General features: G+C 68.7%; 23 protein-coding genes and 1 pseudogene. 11 read left to right on the top strand and 13 right to left on the bottom strand.

Translation table 11 applies throughout. The features are described 5' to 3' along the window. Nucleotides 1–1098 precede the first annotated feature (1098 nt). Nucleotides 1099–1311 (bottom strand): annotated as a pseudogene (locus tag GT042_RS10655) (hypothetical protein); the annotation flags it as partial. 1312 nt (nt 1312–2623) lie between these two features. Between GT042_RS10655 and GT042_RS38920 the strand changes: the two are divergent. The 10 genes from GT042_RS38920 to GT042_RS10695 all read left to right on the top strand — a co-directional run bounded on the left by GT042_RS38920 (nt 2624) and on the right by GT042_RS10695 (nt 9835). Next, the gene (locus GT042_RS38920) at nt 2624–2881 is read left to right on the top strand and encodes a hypothetical protein (protein WP_237530671.1); all 258 of its coding nucleotides are present in this window, start codon (nt 2624–2626) and stop codon (nt 2879–2881) included. Between the two features lie 127 nt (nt 2882–3008). Then, nucleotides 3009–3227 carry a hypothetical protein gene (locus tag GT042_RS38925; RefSeq protein WP_237530672.1) on the top strand — a complete coding sequence of 73 codons (219 nt, stop codon included), beginning with the start codon at nt 3009–3011 and terminating at the stop codon, nt 3225–3227. A 60-nt stretch (nt 3228–3287) separates the two neighbouring features. After that, nucleotides 3288–3494: an integrase gene (locus tag GT042_RS38930; protein ID WP_237530673.1), complete on the top strand. Its 207-nt coding sequence runs from the start codon at nt 3288–3290 to the stop codon at nt 3492–3494. Nucleotides 3495–3563: 69 nt separating this feature from the next. Further along, nucleotides 3564–4421 carry a HipA family kinase gene (locus GT042_RS10665; protein WP_161308468.1) on the top strand — a complete coding sequence of 286 codons (858 nt, stop codon included), beginning with the start codon at nt 3564–3566 and terminating at the stop codon, nt 4419–4421. After that, a complete protein-coding gene (locus tag GT042_RS10670) occupies nt 4418–4801 on the top strand; it encodes a DUF3037 domain-containing protein (RefSeq protein ID WP_161308469.1) in 384 nt (127 codons plus the stop codon). The genes GT042_RS10665 and GT042_RS10670 overlap by 4 nt, the downstream gene beginning before the upstream one ends. Nucleotides 4802–5041: 240 nt before the next feature. Continuing rightward, nucleotides 5042–5803, top strand: coding sequence for a 3-oxoacyl-ACP reductase FabG (gene fabG, locus GT042_RS10675; protein ID WP_161308470.1), 762 nt, complete (start codon nt 5042–5044; stop codon nt 5801–5803). Between the two features lie 71 nt (nt 5804–5874). Continuing rightward, nucleotides 5875–6681, top strand: coding sequence for an SDR family oxidoreductase (locus GT042_RS10680; protein ID WP_161308471.1), 807 nt, complete (start codon nt 5875–5877; stop codon nt 6679–6681). Between the two features lie 146 nt (nt 6682–6827). Further along, entirely contained in the window at nt 6828–8435 is a 1608-nt protein-coding gene (locus tag GT042_RS10685) for an ABC transporter substrate-binding protein (RefSeq protein ID WP_202532610.1), read from the top strand. 90 nt (nt 8436–8525) lie between these two features. After that, nucleotides 8526–9209: a uracil-DNA glycosylase gene (locus GT042_RS10690; protein WP_161308472.1), complete on the top strand. Its 684-nt coding sequence runs from the start codon at nt 8526–8528 to the stop codon at nt 9207–9209. 113 nt (nt 9210–9322) lie between these two features. Beyond that, nucleotides 9323–9835, top strand: coding sequence for a hypothetical protein (locus GT042_RS10695; RefSeq protein ID WP_161308473.1), 513 nt, complete (start codon nt 9323–9325; stop codon nt 9833–9835). Here GT042_RS10695 and GT042_RS10700 read toward each other — a convergent pair. Then, a complete protein-coding gene (locus GT042_RS10700; protein WP_161308474.1) occupies nt 9823–10254 on the bottom strand; it encodes a hypothetical protein in 432 nt (143 codons plus the stop codon). The genes GT042_RS10695 and GT042_RS10700 overlap by 13 nt on opposite strands. Before the next feature lie 160 nt (nt 10255–10414). Next, entirely contained in the window at nt 10415–10933 is a 519-nt protein-coding gene (locus tag GT042_RS10705) for a DinB family protein (protein WP_161308475.1), read from the bottom strand. A gap of 125 nt (nt 10934–11058) precedes the next feature. Between GT042_RS10705 and GT042_RS10710 the strand changes: the two genes are divergently transcribed. After that, the gene (locus GT042_RS10710; protein WP_161308476.1) at nt 11059–11964 is read left to right on the top strand and encodes a Gfo/Idh/MocA family oxidoreductase; all 906 of its coding nucleotides are present in this window, start codon (nt 11059–11061) and stop codon (nt 11962–11964) included. Here the strand turns inward: GT042_RS10710 and lnt are convergent. The 10 genes from lnt to GT042_RS10755 all read right to left on the bottom strand — a co-directional run bounded on the left by lnt (nt 11888) and on the right by GT042_RS10755 (nt 20520). After that, nucleotides 11888–13501 carry an apolipoprotein N-acyltransferase gene (gene lnt / locus GT042_RS10715; protein ID WP_161308477.1) on the bottom strand — a complete coding sequence of 538 codons (1614 nt, stop codon included), beginning with the start codon at nt 13499–13501 and terminating at the stop codon, nt 11888–11890. The two genes, GT042_RS10710 and lnt, sit on opposite strands and share 77 nt — an antisense overlap. Before the next feature lie 109 nt (nt 13502–13610). Continuing rightward, entirely contained in the window at nt 13611–14081 is a 471-nt protein-coding gene (locus GT042_RS10720) for a nuclear transport factor 2 family protein (protein ID WP_202532612.1), read from the bottom strand. 150 nt (nt 14082–14231) lie between these two features. Continuing rightward, entirely contained in the window at nt 14232–15017 is a 786-nt protein-coding gene (locus GT042_RS10725; RefSeq protein ID WP_161308478.1) for a 2OG-Fe(II) oxygenase, read from the bottom strand. Next, nucleotides 15014–15631, bottom strand: a complete 618-nt coding sequence (locus GT042_RS10730; RefSeq protein WP_161308479.1) for a methylated-DNA--[protein]-cysteine S-methyltransferase — start codon at nt 15629–15631, stop codon at nt 15014–15016. The genes GT042_RS10725 and GT042_RS10730 overlap by 4 nt, the downstream gene beginning before the upstream one ends. Then, entirely contained in the window at nt 15631–16131 is a 501-nt protein-coding gene (locus GT042_RS10735) for a sigma-70 family RNA polymerase sigma factor (protein ID WP_345943734.1), read from the bottom strand. The genes GT042_RS10730 and GT042_RS10735 overlap by 1 nt, the downstream gene beginning before the upstream one ends. Nucleotides 16132–16174: 43 nt before the next feature. After that, nucleotides 16175–16690: a methylated-DNA--[protein]-cysteine S-methyltransferase gene (locus tag GT042_RS10740; protein WP_161308481.1), complete on the bottom strand. Its 516-nt coding sequence runs from the start codon at nt 16688–16690 to the stop codon at nt 16175–16177. A 311-nt stretch (nt 16691–17001) separates the two neighbouring features. Continuing rightward, the gene (locus tag GT042_RS10745) at nt 17002–18534 is read right to left on the bottom strand and encodes an MFS transporter (RefSeq protein WP_161308482.1); all 1533 of its coding nucleotides are present in this window, start codon (nt 18532–18534) and stop codon (nt 17002–17004) included. 135 nt (nt 18535–18669) lie between these two features. Then, entirely contained in the window at nt 18670–19236 is a 567-nt protein-coding gene (locus GT042_RS38120; protein WP_202532613.1) for a hypothetical protein, read from the bottom strand. A gap of 88 nt (nt 19237–19324) precedes the next feature. After that, the gene (locus GT042_RS38125; protein ID WP_202532618.1) at nt 19325–19465 is read right to left on the bottom strand and encodes a hypothetical protein; all 141 of its coding nucleotides are present in this window, start codon (nt 19463–19465) and stop codon (nt 19325–19327) included. Nucleotides 19466–19647: 182 nt separating this feature from the next. Then, a complete protein-coding gene (locus GT042_RS10755; protein WP_161308483.1) occupies nt 19648–20520 on the bottom strand; it encodes an undecaprenyl-diphosphate phosphatase in 873 nt (290 codons plus the stop codon). Nucleotides 20521–20654: the final 134 nt, after the last annotated feature.

Raw genomic sequence — 20654 nt, forward strand, 5'->3', positions numbered from 1 at the left:
CCGCGCACCCGCATCGTCAACGTCGAAGGCTGCAACAGCTCCAACGCCAGCATGAACTGGACCGTTCAGGGCGAGCTGATCAGTATGACCTTCGTCTGATCCACCCCGGTCTCCCGCCTCCGCGCCACGGCACGACATCGACCCCGGCTCCCCCCCCATCCGCAGGTAGCCCACGTCCCACGTCCCGTACAACAGGACCCCGGCTCCCGGATATCCGGGAGCCGGGGCCTTGTACCGGACACCGGCGCTGGCGGGCGGCTCCTACCACTGCGCCTACCCCGCGACCTGAGTCGGCACGAAGCCGCACTGGGACCTGGCCCTCGACGAGGCCGAAACGCCAGGCGCTTCTCTCCGTGGCGAAGGGCTGCCCCATCACCACGGTGTTCTACGAGAAGGCGCGTCAGGACAACGCGCCGGAGGCTTCGCCGTCCCCGTCGGCGGACATCGGACGGTTCACCTACCGGGCCGGCCGGCGGCGTTGTCACGAGATGAGGGTGTGCGAGCGAGCCTGGCGCCTCAAGGAGGTCGGTTCCGCGATGCGACCCGGCCCTACGTGTTCACTCTTCGCGGCGCTCTTGGACGGTGTGTTCAACGTCGTCGGCGCCCGCGCAGTTGGCCCGGACGGAAGCGCTCATCGCGTCAGGCGAGTGGTGAGGGTACGTTGCCTGGCTGCCACCCAGCCTCCAGCTACTCAGGGGTAGCTGGAGGCGTATCAGAGATGGGGCCACCAGTCCGGGTCTGACCGGCTGCCGGGTACGCACAGGATTCGCCGTCATCCGCGGCCAGGAGCTACCGGGCGGCGTTGCGTACCTGCCCGTCGTGCAGCGTCACCACCTGGGTTCCCGGCGTCCGCATCCAACGAAGGATGGCCTGGAAGTCCGGCCACTGCGCGGCGGTGATCTTCCAGTGTTTGCTGATGTCGGCACTGCTCCGGTAGCACTCGTTGAGGACGTACACCGGCCTACCGGTCGGTGCTGATGCGGGGTCCAGCGGGTCGCTCCGTTCGGGGCCTTTGGCGAGGCTGTAGCTGATCAGGAAGGGCTGGTGCGTGTCCTTGACGAAGCCGGCGTGGCTGTCCCAGAGCCGGTCGCCGGCGTCGACAACCGCCCGTACGCCGAGCCGGTCCGCGAGCTTGAGCGTCCGCGCGGCCAGCCGCAGCGACCCTGGGCCCGTCCCCTTCAGGCCGAAGTACGCGACCTCCAGGCACAGCGAGTCGCCCAGCAGCTCACGCCACGGCGCCAGGAACAGCTCCGACACGTCGGGCCTGCCGGCCCCCAGGGCGCGGACCGGCTCGGACACGGGCCCCAGCAGGAACGGCAACCTCCTGTACGACGCTGGCTGGAACGCCGAGGGGGATGTGTTCGGCGACCGGATCACGTCGATCCCCGAGCAGGGCGGAAACGTTGAGGCCACCTTCGAGCGGACGGGGTCGCGTACGTTCGTCTTGGTGGTGGGCGCCGACGGGGCGCGCTCCGGGGCGCGCGGGGATGATCGCCGGGGGACAGGCTGGCCTGGCCGGTCGCAAGTGGCAGCGAGTCCAGTCGCGAGCCGCATGCACCGCTCCGCGCCCGAGCCGTCGGGGGCCGGGGCGGTGAGACATGGTGCGCGTCGGCATGGCCTGGCGGTTTCCAGGCTGCACGTCTGGTGGTGCTGGACCCTCTCAGGCCGCGATCGCCATTTCCTCGCCCTCAACCCAATTGGGTTGAAGGAGTAGTACCGGCTCTCCCACTCCGGGCTCAGGATCGCATTGAGCATTGCAAGCGAGCGGCACAGGTCCCGCAGGTCGGCGATGGTCGGAAGGTGGCGGGCTACGTCATAGACAGTCACGGACTCATCCAATCGGCCCTCCCGACATCAGCCCCACCCCTGCCAGACGGCACACATTTTGCAGTAAGCAGGCGCGCACGGCTCGTATCTCCTCACCCGTTGCCAGGGCTATATGTGCTGTGCGCATATAGCCCTGTCCGTGGGCCTACGAAGATTCCTGCAGCAGCCGAGGGACTCATTCGCTCACGGCAGACAACAAAGAGTTGCAAAGGACTGGAACGCTCTCTGAGGCTATGCCAACCTATAACACCCTGGGGAGAAATTAGCCCGCCGGCGGATCGCTGGGCGATATATTGGGAGAGTCCGTTCTGGCGCCCCGACTTCTTCGATTCGACTGGGTAACTTATCCGGTCTCACTTGTCCTGAGGACGGCCAGGCCTGCATTCATGTCGGATGACCCTGCCCGAAATATTTAAAGCAGGTATCCGTCCGTGAGGGCGTGCGCAATATGACCAAGGCCGCCGGTTAGTAAAACCGGTGATCGTGGTACAAGGTCGCCGGTATACCCGGAGTCCGGGATCGCTCCTTCGACACGCTGGAGGACGCCAAGGCGTGGCTTCGACGAGCGGCCACGGACGAAGAGCGCGGCGAGTTCGTGGACCTGCGGGACGGATCCATCACACTTGCCGACCACATCGCGACGCACTGGGCGCCTGGTAGGGGCGGAGTTCCGAAGTCTCAGGATAACCAGGAGCGGAGAGCGCGCCTTCTCATAATCCCTCACCTGGGTCAACTCTCCCTCAGAGACATTGCGGCGGCGGATCTACGCACGTACATAGTCAAGCTGGAGTCAACCGTGTCGTCGGTCGACTACCAGCGTGGCATCCTGTCCGATCTGTCCTCCATCCTGGAAGCGGCTGTTGACGATAAGCGAATCGCCAGGAACCCCATGCATGCCAAGTCCGTGCGGTGGCCAAAGGCGCCGCAAGAACGACGCGACGCCTGGCGGTTGGAGACGGCACTGCAAGGGCGCGATGTCATTAATCCACGAAACCGGATAGCCGTGGTGTCGGCCTGGGGTGCGGGCTCCGCCAGGGCGAGGTTTTTGGACTGAGTCGGGAGGATATCGACTACGCGTGAGGCGTCCTTCGCGTCCGCCGTCAAATCCAGACGATCGGTGGAAGGCTGTACTTCGCTCTGCAAAAGGGAAGAAGAGCCGTGCCGTAGACATGCCCTCCTCGGTGGCCGAGGAGTTGAAGCGCCACGTGGAAGTGTTCCCACCTGTGGAGGTGGAGCTTCCGTGGGGGAAGCCGGGAGGTCAGCGGAGGAAGTTTTCTCTGCTGCTCACTACGTGCTTCGACAACGCCGTCGCGGTGAACACGTGGAACACCTACACCTGGAAGCCTGCGCCGGCCGAGGCCGTCGTCGTCCCGCCTCGGGCCGAGGGTGCGAAACCCTGACAGTGGGCAGCGGCCCCCAAGGACGGCATTCACGTACTGCGGCACACCTGCGCCTCGATCATGCTGGAGGCCGGAGAGTCGGCTGTGACGTTGGCGCGGTGGCTCGGGCACTCCTCGCACGCAATCATCCTCCGTTACTATGCTCACTTCATGCCGGAGGCCGGAAGGAGGGGGCATGCCGCCATTGACGGACTGCTTGGGGGGAACGGGGAGATGGGGAGACCGACCGAAACTCCCCAGATTCTCCCCAGGCCCGTTGGCGGGTAATTCCCGCTGCTATCCCTCTGTAGAGTTGGCCACGGATTATAAGGTTGAAGAGACGGACGGCCCGGGAAAATGCTCACAGAAGTCAATGCGACCCGATACGTCACCCCCCTAAGGGAGGGCGGATCGCTGCCCGGGATCGTCGAGGCCGACGACCTCGGTACGTACGTCATGAAGTTCACTGGCGCCGGGCAGGGCCGCAAGACGCTGGTCGCCGAGGTCGTCTGCGGCGAGCTGGCCCGTCGGCTGGGGCTGCGTGTCCCCGAACTCGTCGCCATCCAGCTCGATCCGGTCATCGGCCTCTCCGAACCGGACGAGGAGGTGCAGGACCTTCTCAAGGCGAGCGGCGGGCTCAACCTCGGGATGGACTACCTGCCCGGGTCGATCGGCTTCGACCCGCTCGCGTACGAGGTGGACGCGGCGGAGGCCGGCCGCGTCGTCTGGTTCGACGCGCTGATCAACAACGTGGACCGTTCCTGGCGGAACCCGAACCTGCTCGTCTGGCACGGCGACCTCTGGCTCATCGATCACGGCGCCACCATGATCTGGCACCACAACTGGCCCACCGCCCAGGCCTCCGCGGCCAAGCCGTACAACGCCTCGGACCACGCCCTCGCGGCCTTCGCCCCGGACATCGCGTCGGCCGCCGCGGCCCTCGCCCCGCTGGTCACCGAGGAGTTGCTGGCCGAGGTGCTCGCCGACGTACCCGACGAGTGGCTGGCCGGGGAACCCGGTTTCGACACCACCGACGCCCTGCGCCGCGCCTACGCGGAGCCGCTGCTGGCACGCGCCACGAGCATCCACGAGCGCATCGTTTTCGACGCGCCGACCAGGACCAGGCCCTCCCAGGCGCCGGGTTGGCTCGCCGACCGGCTGACCCCCCGTCCCGACCGGGCGAAGAGCACGAACGACAAGGACGGCGTCAAGTGAGCAAGAGGGACGTCTACGAATACGCGCTGCTGCGCGTCGTGCCGCGCATGGAGCGTGGTGAGTGCTTCAACGCCGGGGTGCTCGTCTACTGCCGGGCCGCCTCCTACGTCGCGGCACGGACCTACCTGGACGAGGCCAAGCTGAAGGCCCTAGACCCGGACGCCGATGTGGTGGGGGTGCGGGCGGCCCTGCGCGCGGTCGAGAGCGTCTGCGGCGGCGGTACGGGAGCGGGGCAGGCGGCCGGGGACGACCCCGGGCGGCGCTTCCGGTGGCTGATCGCGCCGCGCTCGACCGTCGTACAGCCCGGACCCGTACACACAGGCCTGACGGCTGATCCCGAGGCGGAGACGGAACGTCTGCTGGAGCTGCTGGTCCGCTGAGGCGGGTGGTGCGCCGGGGAATGTGCCGGGGGACTGGCGCCCGGTGCGCGGCGCGGTGTGTCCGCGATGTCCGATCGTTCTTGGCCGATCGCCCCGTCGGCGGCGTCGGGCGTTGACACCGAGTGCCGCTGCTTCTAGCGTCTCGTCTGCTGAAGCTACTAAGCGGTTGCTCAGCGATCGAGGCCGGAGATCGAGGCCGGTGACCGGGAGTCGCGGGTTCCTAGGGCGAGGAGAACATGCATGTCCACCACTGAGCAGCGCGTCGCGGTCGTGACCGGCGCGGCGCGGGGCATCGGCGCCGCCACCGCCGTACGACTGGCGGCCGAGGGCCGTGCCGTCGCCGTACTGGACCTGGACGAGGCGGCCTGCAAGGACACCGTCGAGAAGATCACCTCGGCGGGCGGCACCGCGCTCGCCGTGGGCTGTGACGTGTCCGACAGCGCGCAGGTCGAGGCGGCCGTCACCCGCGTCGCCGCCGAGCTCGGCGCGCCGACGATCCTCGTCAACAACGCCGGCGTACTCCGGGACAACCTCCTCTTCAAGATGAGCGAGTCCGACTGGGACACCGTGGTGAACGTGCACCTCAAGGGCGCCTTCCTGATGGCGAAGGCCTGCCAGAAGCACATGGTCGACGCGGGCTTCGGCCGTATCGTCAGCCTCTCCTCCAGCTCCGCGCTGGGCAACCGGGGCCAGGCCAACTACGCGGCGGTCAAGGCCGGTCTCCAGGGCTTCACCAAGACCCTCGCCAAGGAACTGGGCAAGTTCGGCATCACCGCCAACGCCGTGGCCCCCGGCTTCGTCGTCACCGAGATGACGGCGCAGACCGCCGCCCGGGTCGGCATGGACTTCGAGGACTTCCAGGCCGCCGCCGCCACCCAGATCCCGGTCCAGCGCGTCGGGACGCCGGACGACATCGCGAACGCCATCGCCTTCTTCACTGCCGAGGAGGCCGGCTTCGTCTCCGGCCAGGTGCTGTACGTGGCGGGCGGACCGCTCAACTAGCACCTGCCCGGCACGGCGACGGCACTGGCGCACCGAGGCATACGACGAACCCGGGAGCAGGGATCAGGGAAATGACACAACAGACGCAGGACGAGCGGGCACAGGACGCCCCGGCGCCCGGCGACCGGCCCAGGGACAGCGGGAAGGTCGCGCTCGTCACGGGGGCGAGCCGAGGCATAGGTTACGGAGTCGCCGAGGCGCTCGTCGCGCGCGGCGACCGGGTGTGCATCACCGCGCGCGGTGAGGACGCCCTCAAGGAGGCCGTCGAGCGGCTCGGTTCCGACCGGGTCATCGGCGTCGCGGGCAAGGCGCACGACGAGGCGCACCAGGCGATCGCCGTCGAGCGCACCATGGAGGCCTTCGGCCGCGTCGACTTCCTCGTCAACAACGCGGGGACGAACCCGGTCTTCGGCCCGATGGCCGAGCTGGACCTGAACGTCGCCCGCAAGGTCTTCGAGACCAACGTCGTCTCGGCGCTCGGCTTCGCCCAGCTGACCTGGAAGTTCTGGCAGAAGGAGAACGGCGGCGCGATCGTGAACATCGCGTCGCTCGCCGGGATCTCCGCGTCGCCCTTCATCGGCGCGTACGGCATGAGCAAGGCGGCCATGGTCAATCTGACCCTCCAGCTGGCCCACGAGTTCGCGCCGGTCGTACGGGTCAACGCCATCGCGCCCGCGGTCGTCAAAACCCGCTTCGCGCAGGCGCTGTACGAGGGGCGCGAGGCCGAGGCCGCCGCCTCGTACCCGCTGGGCCGGCTCGGGGTGCCCGAGGACATCGGCGGGGCCGCGGCCTTTCTCACCTCGGACCAGTCGGACTGGATCACCGGCCAGACCCTGGTGGTCGACGGAGGAATCTTCCTGAACGCCGGGGTCAGCTGACACGCACTGACACGCACCGCCACCCCGCCGGCACCCCGGCGGCACGCGGTGACACACCCTGGCACGCGGTGCCGCAGAACTGCTCAAGTGCCCCATCTGATCAACATGTTGACCGGATGGGGCGTTGCGGTATGGTCTGCCGATCCATGGCTGAACTAGGAGTGTGCGCGGTGTTCAACCGGACCGGTAGACAGGCTGCCTCGGCCCTCGCGTCCTTGTCCCTGCTCACGGCATGCGGGTTACTCCCCGACGAGAACGGTGAGGACGGCCGGCGCATAGTCGTCGGTACGACGAGCGAACCGAGCACGCTCGATCCCGCCGCTTCGTGGGACAACTCGTGGGAACTGTTTCGCAATGTTTTCCAGACACTGCTGAGTTTCCCCACCAACAGCTCGTACCCCCAGCCCGACGCGGCACGGAACTGTGCCTTCACCGACCCGACCACCAATCAGGTCTTCCGGTGCACGCTGCGTGAGGGGCTGACGTTCTCCAACGGCTACAGACTCGACGCGAAGGCCGTCAAGCACTCCTTCGACCGCATTCGCGCGATCAACGTACAAGGCGGTCCGGCAGGGCTGCTGGAGTCGCTCGACAGGGTCGAGACGACCGGCGACGACGTCGTCACCTTCCGGCTGAAGAAGCCGGACACCACTTTCCCGTTCATTCTCGCCACCCCCGCGATGTCCATCGTCGATCCCGCCGAGTACCCCGCCGACAAGCTGCGGGACGACGGCAAGGTGAGCGGCTCGGGGCCGTACGCGCTCACCTCGTACACCCCGGGGTCGAAGGCGGAACTCGTGCAGAACACCAAGTACAAGGGGTTCGCCGACCGCCGGAACAAGGGCGTCACCATCGAATACTTCAAGGACTCGGCCGTCCTGTTCGGCGCCTTGAAGAAGAGGGACGTGGACGTCATCTACCGGGGTCTCACCTCCCAGGACGTGGTCGAACTCGAACAGAAGAAGCCCGAGAACGAGGACCTCCAGCTCGTCGAGACGGTCGGCGCCGACATCCGCTACCTCGTGTTCAACCCCACCGACCCGGCGGTGGGCCGGCTTGCCGTACGCAAGGCGATCGCCCAGGTCGTGGACCGTGACGCGCTGGTCGCCAAGGTCTACCAGGGCACGGCGGAGCCGCTCTACTCGATGGTGCCCAAGGGCATCGCGAGCCACGCGACCAGCTTCTTCGACCGGTTCGGCGAACCGGACACGGCCAAGGCGCGGGCCCTCCTGCTGACGGAGGGCATCACCGAGCCGGTGTCGCTGACGCTCTGGTACACGACGGACCGCTACGGCTCCGGTACGGCGGCGGAGTTCACCGAGATCAAGAAACAGCTGGAGGCGTCGGGGCTGTTCGAGGTCGCCCTGCGCGGCAAGCCCTGGAAGGACTTCCAGGCCGGGTACACGAAGGGGCGGTACCCGGTCTTCGGTCGTGGCTGGTTCCCCGACTTCCCCGACCCCGACAACTTCATCGCCCCCTTCGTCGGCAAGAACAACGCCCTGAGCACGCCGTACGAGAGCGACGAGATCACCCGGAAGCTGCTGCCGGAGTCGCGGAGGGTGAGCGACCGGGGCGCGGTGACGCGGCAGTTCGAGCGCGCGCAGGAGATCTTCGTCGAGGACGTGCGGCTGCTGCCCCTGTGGCAGGGGAAGCTGTACGTCGCGGCGGGGGAGGACATCGGCGGCGGGGAGCGGGCGCTCGATCCGCAGACGGTCATGCAGATGTGGGAGCTGAACCGCAAGGCCAGCTGGTAGGTCCCGCTCGGCACCGGACCGGGACGGCCGTTGTCAGTGGCCACCGGTAGGTTCAGTGTCACAAGTGATCGCTTACCGGAGGTTGTTGACGTGACCGACACCGACATGCTGCCCGAGTCCTGGCGCGGCGTCCTCGGCGACGAGCTGCAGAAGACCTACTTCAAGGAGCTCGTCGAGTTCGTCGAGGAGGAGCGGGAGAAGGGGCCGGTCTACCCTCCGCGCGACGAGGTCTTCGCCGCCCTCGACGCCACTCCGTACGACAAGGTCAAGGTGCTCGTCCTGGGCCAGGATCCGTACCACGGCGCGGGGCAGGGCCACGGCCTGTGCTTCTCCGTGCGGCCCGGGGTGAGGACCCCGCCCTCCCTGCGGAACATCTACAAGGAGATGAAGGAGGAGCTCGGCCACCCGGTGCCGGACAACGGTTATCTGATGCCGTGGGCCGAGCAGGGCGTCCTGCTGCTCAACGCCGTGCTGACCGTCCGCGAGGGCGAGGCCAACTCCCACAAGGGCAAGGGCTGGGAGAAGGTGACCGACGCGGTGATCCGCGCCGTGGCCGAGCGTCCCGACCCGGCGGTCTTTGTCCTCTGGGGGGCCTACGCGCAGAAGAAACTGCCGCTCATCGACGAGGAGCGGCATGTGGTGGTGAAGGGTGCCCATCCGTCGCCGCTGTCGGCGAAGAAGTTCTTCGGCTCCCGTCCCTTCACCCAGATCAACGAGGCGATCGCCGCCCAGGGGCACGACCCCATCGACTGGCGCATTCCTGACCTCGGCTGACCGGCAGCGGGGCGGACAGGCTCGGGCTCCGCACCCGAGCCTGAGGGGGATTGTCCGTCATGGGGGTTAGCGTCGGGTTCGTCGGCATTCTCGGACGGGCAGCGGAGGCGACAGTGACGGAGCAGCGGGAGGCGTCGGGGGACACCTTCATGACCAGGATCGGGCAGGCGGTCATGCTGCTCCACGGCGGTGACCGTGAGGAGGCGCGCAACCGCTTCGGGGCCCTCTGGGCGGAGATCGGGGAGGCGGGGGACGCACTCCACCGCTGCACGCTGGCGCACTACATGGCCGACACCCAGGACGACCCAGGCGACGAACTCGCCTGGGACCTGCGGGCCCTCACTGCCGCGGACGGGCAGGGCGGCGAGGAGTCGGACCGGCGGGCCCCTTCCGCGCCCGGGGAGGCCCGGGAGGCCTCCCCGGAGATGCGTGCCTTCTATCCCACGCTCCATCTGAACCTCGCCGCCGACTACCTGAAACTTCAACGCCCCGAGGCGGCACGGCTCCACCTGGACCGGGCCCGCGCCGCCGCCGACGCGCTGGGGGACTCAGGAGGCGACGGGTACGGCGACGGGGTACGGGCCGGCATCGACCGCCTGGAGCGCCTGTTCGGTCAGTTCCCGTAGGCGTCGTGGCAGATCCTCGCCTCTGGACTGTCCTCGGCCCACCCTCCGTACGTCTCGCCGAGGGCGCACACCTCGCGGATGAGGGGCTCCGCCGTGGTGGGCAGGGCCCGCTGCCGCTCCACGGGCCGTTCGCGGGGCTTCGGCTTCGCGGGCAGGGCCTTCGGACGGTGGACGGTCCGGGCGTCCGGCTGGGGGCGGGCGATCCTGCCGGCGTCGGGCGAGGCGGAGGGGGCCCGCTTCCGCTCCGGTGTGGGGCGGACCGCGTCCAGTGCTTCCCGGGCCGGGGCCTGGACGATCTGCGGCTCCACCTCGGGCCGCGCCGCCGGAGTGCGTGTCTCCGGGCGCGGTACGGCCGCCGTTCCCGGATCCACCGCCACACATCCCGAGACGGTCGTGACCGCCACTCCCACCATGAGCATTGCCGCGCTTCTCGTTCGATACACCCGCGCAACTCTGCTGGTCGGCGGGGTCGTTGAGCGAGCGTACGGGCGAAGATTGGCTCGTACGGGTGAGAACCGGCCGCCTGTTGCCCTACAGCCCGACGGCCCCCGGCTGTCCTTGAGCCCGATGTGTCAGCGGTCAGTCGCCCGTCGCGCCGTCGATCCGCTCGCGGAGAAGGTCGGCGTGGCCGTTGTGCCGGGCGTACTCCTCGATCATGTGGGTGTAGACCCACCGCAGGTTGTACGGGTCGCCCGTGCGCCGGTTCACGCGTCCGGCCCCGAAGTCGTCGAGCCCGAGCGGCGCCGCCACCTTGCGGGCGTGGGCGATCTCCGCCTGCCAGACCGCGTACGCCTCGGCATAGGTGTCGTTCTCACCGGCATGGAAATCACCGTCCGGGTCGGCGTCGTCGAAAAAGATCCCCTCCCTTTTCTCGTCGGCCACCGTGTTGCGAAACCAGCCGCGCTCGACCTCGGCCATGTGCCGTACGAGCCCGAGGAGGCTCAGCTCCGAAGGGGCCGCCGAGAGCTGTCGCAGCTGCGCGTCGTCCAGCCCCTCGCATTTGGTGGCCAGGGTCGCGCGGTGGTACTCCAGCCAGCCTTCGAGCATTTCTCGCTCGCCGGCGACGGTGGAGGGTTCTGAGCGTTGTGGTGTGGTCATGGCGGTCATCCTCACTCACCCCCCGCCTCCATGGCCACGGGTTATCCGGCGGGGCGGCCCCCGTATGCTGCCCGGACGGTGGATCAACGGTCGGACACGCGCCCAAGAGGCGCCAGGAGGTACTCGTGAAGGTCGGCTGCATCGGGCTCGGAGACATCGCGCAGAAGGCGTACCTGCCGGTGCTCACCACGCTGCCCGGGGTCGAACTGCATCTCCAGACCCGCACCCCCGCCACCCTGGCGAGGACGGCGGAGACCTATCGCATCCCGGCGGCGCACTGCCACACCGACCTGGACGCGCTGCTCGCCCAGGGGCTCGACGCCGCGTTCGTCCACGCCCCCACCGCCGCGCACGCCGAGATCACCACCCGGCTGCTGGAAGCGGGGGTACCCACGTACGTCGACAAACCGATCGCCTACGAACTGGCTGACTCGCAGCGGATCGTGGAACTCGCCGACACCCGCGGCGTCAGCCTCGCCGTCGGCTTCAACCGCCGCTTCGCCCCCGGCTACGCCCAGCTCCTGGAACACCCGCGTGACCTGATCCTCCTCCAGAAGAACCGCGTCGGACTGCCCGAGGATCCCCGCACCTTCGTCCTGGACGACTTCATCCATGTCGTGGACAGCCTCCGTTTCCTGGTCCCGGGACCTGTCGAACACACCGATGTACGGACCCGGCTCCGCGACGGACTGCTGCATCACGTCGTGCTCCAGCTCTCCGGCGAGGGCTTCACCGCCATCGGCATGATGAACCGGCTGAACGGCTCCACGGAGGAGATCCTGGAGGTATCGGGACGGGACACCAAGCGGGCCGTCCACGACCTCGGCACGATCATCGACCACAAGGGCCAGCCGAGCGTTCGACGGCGGGGCGACTGGGTGCCGGTGTCCCGCCAGCGCGGCATCGAGCAGTGTGTCCTGGCGTTCCTCGACGCCGTACGGGACGGCAGGACCGTCAGCGCGCGGGACGCTCTGCTGAGTCATGAGCTGTGCGAGCGAGTGGTACGGCAGGCGCTGGAACAGGCCGCCTGAGCCGACGCCCGCCCCGCACCAGCCCCAGCGTCACAAGAACGCCGATCGCCGCGTACACCGCCCAGTCACCGAACCGGACAAACGGCGTGGTGCCACGGGCCAGCGGAACACCGAAGACCGCGGCGGTGCTCCGCTCCGTACCGATCGAACCCCCGATCCGTTCACCCTCGGGCCCGAACACCGCGCTCACACCGGTGAGCGTGGCGTGCACCATCGGCCGGCCCGTCTCGGCCGCCCGGAGCGCCGCGAGCGAGGCATGCTGCTCCGGTGCCCAACTCCCCTGGAAAGAAGAGGTGGACGACTGGCCCACGAGCACCTGGGCCCCGTTCTGGACCAAGCGCCTGCTCATGTCGGGGAACGCCGTCTCGAAGCAGATCAGCGGACCGAACCGCAGGCCGCCTCCCGACGGTCCCGGCGGCAGAGTCATGACCACCTGTCGCGATCCCCGCACACGGTCCTCACCGGCCGCCTTGCCCACCGAGGTCGCCCACCCCAGCGCGGAACGGGCGGGGATGTACTCGCCGAAGGGCACCAGCCGCATCTTGTCGTAGGTGTCGCCCGTCGGCCCCTTCGGCCCGATCAGGAAACTCCGCTTGAAGATGCCGGCCCCCTGGGCCGCGCCCCTGATACGGGCGTCCACATTGACCAGCAGATCGGCCCGGACCGTACGGGACAGCGCCGCCAGCCTCGCCACCAGATCGGGGCGCCGCCCCAGATCGGCGCCGATGCCGCTCTCACCCCACACCACCAGATCCAGATCCTGGTCGGCGAGCGTCCGCGTCAGCGCCTCGTTGCGGGTGAACCGGCGCTCCAGGGAACCGGGGCCGGAGATGATGCCCGGCTGGACGACCGCGATCCTCGCCTGCCCCGACCGGTCGGGCCTCGGTGCCCACGTCCACGCGCTGCCCACGGCGAGCGCGCACACCACGAGCCCCACCGCCGCCACCGTCCGGGCGGCGGCCACCGCGATCAGCAGGGTCAGCGCGGTGTTCACCGCGACCACCAGGAGGCTCACCAGCCACACACCGCCCACCGAGGCGAGCCGCAGCACCGGCGCCACCTCCCACTGACTGGCCCCGAGCAGCCCCCAGGGTCCGCCGAGTCCCTCCCAGGACCTGAGCAGTTCGACCATCAGCCAACCCGAAGGCACCACGGCGACGGCGGCCACCGCCCGCCCGGCGGACGGCACCCCACCGAGCATCGAACGCACCAGCAGCCCCCACGGTGCCCAGAGCAGCCCCAGCAGCGCCGCCACTATCACAATGAACACATTGAGGCTCGGCATCAGCCAGTGGTGCACGAACAGCATGAAACCGAGGCCGCCCAGCCACCCGTCCACCGCCGCGCGCCGTGCTGTGGGCGCACTGCGGACCAGCAGCATCCAGGGCACCAGCGCCCCGTACGCGAACCACCAGAGCGACGGGGCCGGAAAGGCCAGGGCGGGCAGCGCGCCCGCCACCACGGCAGCCGCACCACGCCACCAGGGCGAGGCCATGCGCGGGCCTGACACCACGCGCCTGACTGCCAGGGTCTGCATACCGTGCCTCCTCATCCTGCCTGTTCAGCAGTCTCTTCCCCCGAAGCCGAGGACCGAAGCAGGCATGGCCGGGGAGCGGTGGGAGACGCTCAGGACTGGACCGGAAGGGTCAACCGGCGGTTGGCACACCCCCGGGCACATCCCCACCGCGCCGCCACTGTTCGTGGACGACGACGCGGTTCAGCCGCCAGCCCGATTCACCCCGCAGCAGCCCGAACACGATCCGGCCGCCCGACATCACGTCCTCGCCCGATTCATGACGGAGCGGAGTGAGGTAACCGGCCGTCAACTCGGCGTGGTTCCCCGGATAACCGTCCGCGTCCTGAAAACGCACACGGCGATTGACGATCAACTGCTGCCGGACGGCGAACGGCCGCAGCTCACCGGCCAGCCACTCGGCGACCTGACCCGCCGGACCTTCGACCCCACCCGCCGCCGTGTAGTCGGCGCGGCCCTCCGGGGCGAACAGAGCGAGAAAACCAGGCCAGTCGGCATCCTCGACGGCCACCGCGTAGCTCGTGATCACTTCATCGATGGCGAGCCGGTCCAGGAGTGTCGCAAGTTCCACGCGCTGCGTCATCGTCCCAGTCTCCGGTAGCCGAGCCCCCAGGCCAAGGGCCATGGGTCCGGCGACGGAAGTCTTGATCAAGCCGTGCTGCGCAGCTGCCTCGCCCTGCTGCCCACGCCCTCGTCGGCGACGGGTTCAGGAGTGCGCGGCGGGCCGGCGTGATCAGGTGGCGTCGTGGAACACGAGCCCGAGCGTGTGGCGCCGGCCCGAGTGCACGACGGACACGCCGTGGCGTACGGGAGCGGCGGACCAGCCTCGCTTGGACAGCACCGGCCGGTCACGGGTCGTGAAGACCAGTCCGTGCCCCTGGGGTATGAGGGTGGCCGTCGCCCGGGACTGCGCCCGGGGCCGCTGTTCGACCATCAAGAACTCACCGCCGGAGTGATCCTCGCCGGGTGCGTTCAGGTTGATGACCGCCTGGAGCGGAAAGACCTTCTCGCCGAAGACATCGCGGTGCAGCGCGTTCCAGTCCCCCGAACCGTAGCGCAGCAGGATCGGCGAGGGCCGTTCCTGCCCCGCCCGGTGGCATATCTCCAGCCACTCCGCCAACGACTCGGGCCATTCGGCGTCCCGGCCGAGCTTCGTGTACCAGTCCCGGGCTATCGGCAGCAGCCGGGGATACAACTCCTCGCGCAGCCTCTGCACCGCCTCGGGGAAGGGCCGGTCGAAGTAGCGGTATTCCCCGCTTCCGAAGCGGTGGCGCCCCATGTCGATCGTGGACCGGAACAGATCGGACTGCTCGTAGAGCAGACTGAGATCCGCGCACTCGGCGGGGGTGAGCAGCTGGGGCAGGAGCGCACACCCGTACTCGTTGATCTCGTCGGTTACCGCCTCCCAGTCCGCAGCGCCCACCCGCCGGGCGAACACGTCCCTCTCCGCTGTTTCCGCGGTGACCCTTGTTTCGGCGGCTGCGCCGTCGGCCCGCTTCCTCTTCGTTTTGGTGTTCATGCTGCTGTCTCCAGGGTGAGAAGGATGTGCTTGGCGTCCACACCGCCCACGTACTGGCCGGCCGACCCGTCGGAGCGCACCACCCGGTGGCACGGCACCACAACCGGCAGAGGGTTGGTGGCGCACGCCGTGCCCACCGCCCGGACCGCCCGTGGGCTGCCCGAAGCGACGGCGACCTCGGCGTAGCTCTCGGTGTGTCCGTAGCCGATCTGGCCGAGGTGGCTGAGCACGTCACGGCGGAAGCCCTTGGACAGGCGCCAGTCCAGCGGCAGGTCGAACCGCTTGCGCCGGCCGGCGAAATACTCGTCGATCTGCCGACTGGCCTCGTCGAGCCGGGCGGGCGCGTGCAGAATGCGTGGCCCGATCGTCTCCGCGAGCTTCTGAAGGACCGCCGCGTGGTCCTGGACCGCGTAGGCGACCTTGACCAGCCCCTGCTCGGTCGCTGCGAGCAGGAGATTCCCGGCCGGGGTGTCCAGGGTGCGGTAGGCGATGTCGAGGATTCCCTCCTCCTCCGCCTGCGCGACGAGCCGTGCCTCCAACCGGGTCAGCACGTTGTTGTCGTATGACGGCAGCGCCGCGAACAGGCGCCTGGTCTCAGGGTCGGATGCGTTCATCACCTTCGGGCCACTCCCATCTCGTCGGTATCTCTTGGATAGGTGCTGCGCAGAGTCTTGATTCCGTCGGCCGCGGCCCGGCGGGCGGCGTCGGCGCTGCACCCGGTCAGTGCGCCGATCTCCTTGTACGGCAGACCTGCCAGGTAGTGGTACGCCACCGCCTGGCGTTGCCGGTCGGGCAAGGCCTTGAGGGCCTGCCACAGGTCTCCGTCCCAGTCCTGCGGTCTGCCGATGCGGCTGGGACGCTCGGGCAGTTCCTCCACCGGGGCCGGCCGACGCGCGTTGGCTCGGGTGGCGTCGATCGCCTTGTGATGGGCGATGGTCACCAGCCAGGCCTCCACATTGGCCTCGGACGGCAGGTCGGGGTAGGCCTTCATCGCCGCGAGAAAAGTCTCCGACCAGGCGTCCTCGGCATCGTCCGGCCCGAGGACAGCGCGGATGACGCGGAGCACCAAGGGCCCGTACTCGGTCACGATCTGTTGGAAGGGTGGCTTGCTCACACCTGGTAAACGAACCGGCGGCGCCGAACGTGAGGTCGCCACGTCAGAAAAGCCGATCGGCCTTGACCGGTGCGGGCTCTTCCAGATCCAGCAGGTGCCGCTTGCGCCACAGCCCGCCCGCATAGCCCACGAGACTGCCGTCGGCGCCCACCACGCGGTGACAGGGCACGATCACACTGATCGGATTGCGCCCGACAGCCGCGCCCACGGCCTGCGCGAGCGCCGGATCCCCCAGCTCACGTGCGAGATCACCGTATGAACGGGTCCGGCCATAGGGAATATGAGCGAGCAGCTCCCACACACGGTGCTGGAACGCGTCCCCGACCGGAGCCAGCGGCAGAGCGAACTCGCGGCGCTCGCCCGCGAAGTACTCACCGAGCTGACGCCTGACGTCCTCGAACCCCGCTTCGTCGCGTACGCCGAGCGAGTCGGCTGCCGGGCCGCGGCGGTGGTCCGCGAAGTAGAGCCCTGTCAGTTTGTTGTCTTCCGCGACCACGGTGAGATCGCCGAGCGGCGACTCGACGGTCGTATGCACCCTGTGGCTGATGAGGGTCTGCATGGAGTGCTCCCTTCCCCGAACCGGTGACGACCCCGAACGGATCGCCTTTCACATCTCGTAGACGCTGGGGCGAAGCGAAACGTGAGGTCGGGCGGGGGAATTTCTTCGCGGCGCATCGGCGGCTCACATTCCGACTCCGGCCGACGTCTACTCGGTGAGGCGCCGCAACGGCAGCGACCATCCGGCACACACAAACGGGAGGACCGGTGCCTTATCCCCTATACGTACATGCGGGAGAGGCTCCACCGACCGGTCGGTGGAGCCCCTCGGAAAGCCTCGCGGGTGTGGCGGACAGAGCCGTCGGCCGTTGCCTACGACGTGGGCAGCGGCTTGCGGATCTTGTTGGCGATCCGCGGGGAGTGATAGCCGGTGGAGGTGCCGGACATCCAGCCTTCGAGGTTCGGCGGCTCCGGGCGGGCGCCGCCGAGGAGGAACAGGCCCGGGAGGACGACGGCGGAGGCGGCGGTGAAGGCCAGCATGATCTCCAGGGAGAGGCGGAAACCGTCCGTGAAACTGCTCTGGATCATGGCGAGATGGACCAGAACCGGGCCGATCAGGAACGCGGCCTCGGAGCGCAGCAGTTCGACGAGGGCGAAGGTGGGGCCGATCTGCACGGCGGTCACGGAGAAACCGGCCAGGAACAGGCCGGGGACCACACCGGCGCCGGCGCCGTACCCCAGGAGGATCGCGACGATGGGGACGACGGTGGCCGCGTTCGTCGGCGTCAGGGCGAACAGCACCGCTGCGGCGAAGACGATGCTGAGGAGGCCGGAGAGGGCCATGTACGGGGTCCAGCGGGTGACCATGATCTTGCGGAACAGGAGGGCGGAAATCACGACGCCCACGATCTGAGGGGCGATGAGCAGTCCGGTCTTCACGGGGGAGTACCCGGAGACCTGGAGCATGTAGACCTCGGTCAGCTCCAGCAGGGTGGTGAAGGAGGCACCGACGACCATGGCGTTGAGCGTTCCCGTGACCGGCAGTGTGTTGCTGATCGGGCGCACCGGCATCAGCGGTTTGGTCTTGCTGTACTGAGTCACCAGCAGGAGGACACCCAACGCGACGCCGACGACCACGGGCGCGAGGAACTCCCAGTCGCTGAAGTTACCGCGGGACAGCCAGGAGACACCGAAGAACGGCAGCATGGTGGCGCCGAAGGCGAGGGGGATGGCCGTCCAGTCGAAGCGGGCTCCCCGGGCCGGGGGTTCGTTGGGTTCGAAGGTCATGGCACCGACGGTCAGGCCGATCGCGGCCAGCACGGCGATGGAGGTGTACAGCAGCCGCCAGCCGCTGTAGCTGCCGACCAGTCCGCCGATCACGGGGCCGGCGGTGACCATGCCGAACAGTCCGAGGCTGATGACCGCGGCGGTGGTCGGCAGACGGTCCACACCGTGGGTGAGGATGAGCGGTGGCAGCGAGAGGACCAGCAGCATGCCGGTGAACAGGCCCTGGAGGATGACACCGGCCATGAACTGCCCGATGTCCTGGGCGCTCAGTGCCAGCACCGCGGCCACCACGAAGCCGGACTCGCAGAAGATGTAGAGATGGCGTCCCGGCAGCCGCTGGAAGAGATCGGCGGCGACCACCGCGCCGAACGCGTATCCGGCGTTCGAAAGTCCGCTCGTGAGCTGCAATTGGAACCGGCTCGCGTCCAGTTCCTTCATGAGGATCTCAGGAAAGAGGGAGAGGGCCGTGGTGAGTACGAGGAACGGACTCAGCGCGAGCAGCGCGAGGGTGACCGCTGCGGCGTAGTTGCCCGCCAGGGGGAGGCTGGTGAAGACGCGAGGCGTAAGGAAACGGGAACTGATTGTCGCCTCCGGGGTCGTGGTGGGGGAGGCGCACATGCAGGTCAGGCGCTCGGCACAGAGATCTGTGGCGTCCTCGTGGGGCGACGCCCGGGACTGACGGGCCGTCGGCTCAGCCTACGATCCGTGGTGTGCCCGACCGGGAACTGACACGCCATCAGGCGTGACGTTGCTTCAGGAAGGAGGGAGGTGCCCGGACGCCGTGTCCAGCCAGCGGCTCACCGCGAGGGCGGCCTCGGGATCGGCTTGCGCCAGCCGGGCCGCGATCGCGGCGTCCTCGCCGGCGGGGAGGCCGGATCCGTCCGGCGCGTCGAGGAGACCTGCGCGGGACAGCGCCCGCAGCAGTGTGTCTCCGGCCTCGTCGGAGTCGGCCGACCCGGCTTGCTCGGCCGCCCGGCGGTCCGCCTCACCGGCCAGGCCGCCCTGGACGAAGGCGTCGGTGTCGGGGTCGTACGTTCCGGCGTGGACCGCGAGGAGTGCCTCGATGCGTTCCCACTCTTCGGCCTCCGCGAGGGCGCGGGCGTGGGACGGGTCGTCGGCGGATTCTTCCTCGCCGCCGTCGCTGCTCTCCTCGGGCAGTCGGCCGCGCGCGTCCTCGAGGGCGGCTGCGACCTCGTGGTGCGAGAGCCCCCGGGCCTTGCGGCGCACCGCGTTCCGGCCGGCTTTCTCCTCGGCGGCGGTGTCCGGTACCCCGGCGCCGGGTTCCCCGGCATCGAGTTCGGCGGTGTCAGGAGTTGTCATCCGTCTTCTCCGTCTTCTCGTGCCATGTCCATGCGCATGCCCTAGGAGTGGACCCGGGCCGCACGGCCGGCCACGGGGGCGGGAGGTGCTAGGCGGCCCGGTTCACGTCGGGGCGGAGGGCGGCGGCCCATTCGAGGAGCAGCACTTCGTACGCCTCGGCAGGCCACGTTCCGTCGGCCGCGTCGACGAGTGCACGGATGCGCTCGTTGGCTGCGACAGCGCCGGACACCGCGGAAGCGGAAGGGGAAGAAGAGGACATACGAATAGCGTAGGGGCAGCCGAGGCGCGACGTGACCGAATAAGGGGCGTCCTTGCTCACACTCGGTTCCGGGCGGTTTTAACCCCCTTCTTATGGTGTGGCCCCTACGGCGGCGTCCCTGCGGGGGCTCCGGCCGCGTGGATTTCGGTCCGTCAGCCCGCCGACTCGCCGGCGTGCGGGCTCAGGGTGTCCGTGCCGACCAGGAAGAACAGCGCGATGCCGAGGAGGATCCGGTAGATGACGAACGGCATGAAGCTCTTCGTGGTGATGAACTTCATGAACCAGGCAATAACGACATATCCGACAATGAACGCGACGATCGTCGCGAAGATGGTGGGGCCCCAGGAGACGTGGCCCTCGGTCGCGTCCTTGAGTTCGAACACGCCGGACGCCAGCACGGCGGGGATCGCGAGCAGGAAGGAGTAACGGGCCGCCGCCTCGCGGGTGTAGCCCATCAGGAGACCACCGCTGATCGTGGCGCCCGAGCGGGAGACACCCGGCACCAGCGCCAGTGCCTGGCAGATGCCGAAGATGAGGCCGTCCCTGACCCCCAGGTCCTGGAGGGACTTGCGGACCTTGACGGCGCGGTGCTTGCCGCCTGCCTCGTCGCGGGCCGCCAACCGGTCGGCGATGCCGAGGATGATGCCCATCACGATCAGCGTCGTGGCGATCAGCCGCAGATCACGGAAGGGGCCCTCGATCTGGTCCTTGAACGTGATGCCCAGAACACCGATGGGGATCGAGCCGACGATGACCAGCCACCCCATCTGCGCGTCGTGGTCGGAGCGCAGCGCCTTGTTCGTCAGCGACCTGAACCACGCCGAAATGATCCTCGCGATGTCCTTGCGGAAGTAGATCAGCACGGCCGCTTCCGTGCCGATCTGCGTGATGGCCGTGAAGGCCGCGCCCGGGTCGTGCCAGCCGGCGAACGCCGCGGTGAGCCGCAGGTGCGCGCTGGAGGAGATGGGCAGGAACTCGGTCAGCCCCTGGACGAGCCCGAGGATGAAAGATTCGAACCAAGACATGAGGTACTACGCCATCCAAGGAATCATCGTGCACTGGCCGGCTGGACCACGGCGCAGTGGCGGAGCGGGAGCTGACGGGCGGTACGCGGATTGGATCATATGGACGGTTGGGCGGTCCTGGTCGCGCTGGCTCT

This window comes from Streptomyces sp. SID3212 (assembly GCF_009865405.1).
Lineage (GTDB): Bacteria > Actinomycetota > Actinomycetes > Streptomycetales > Streptomycetaceae > Streptomyces.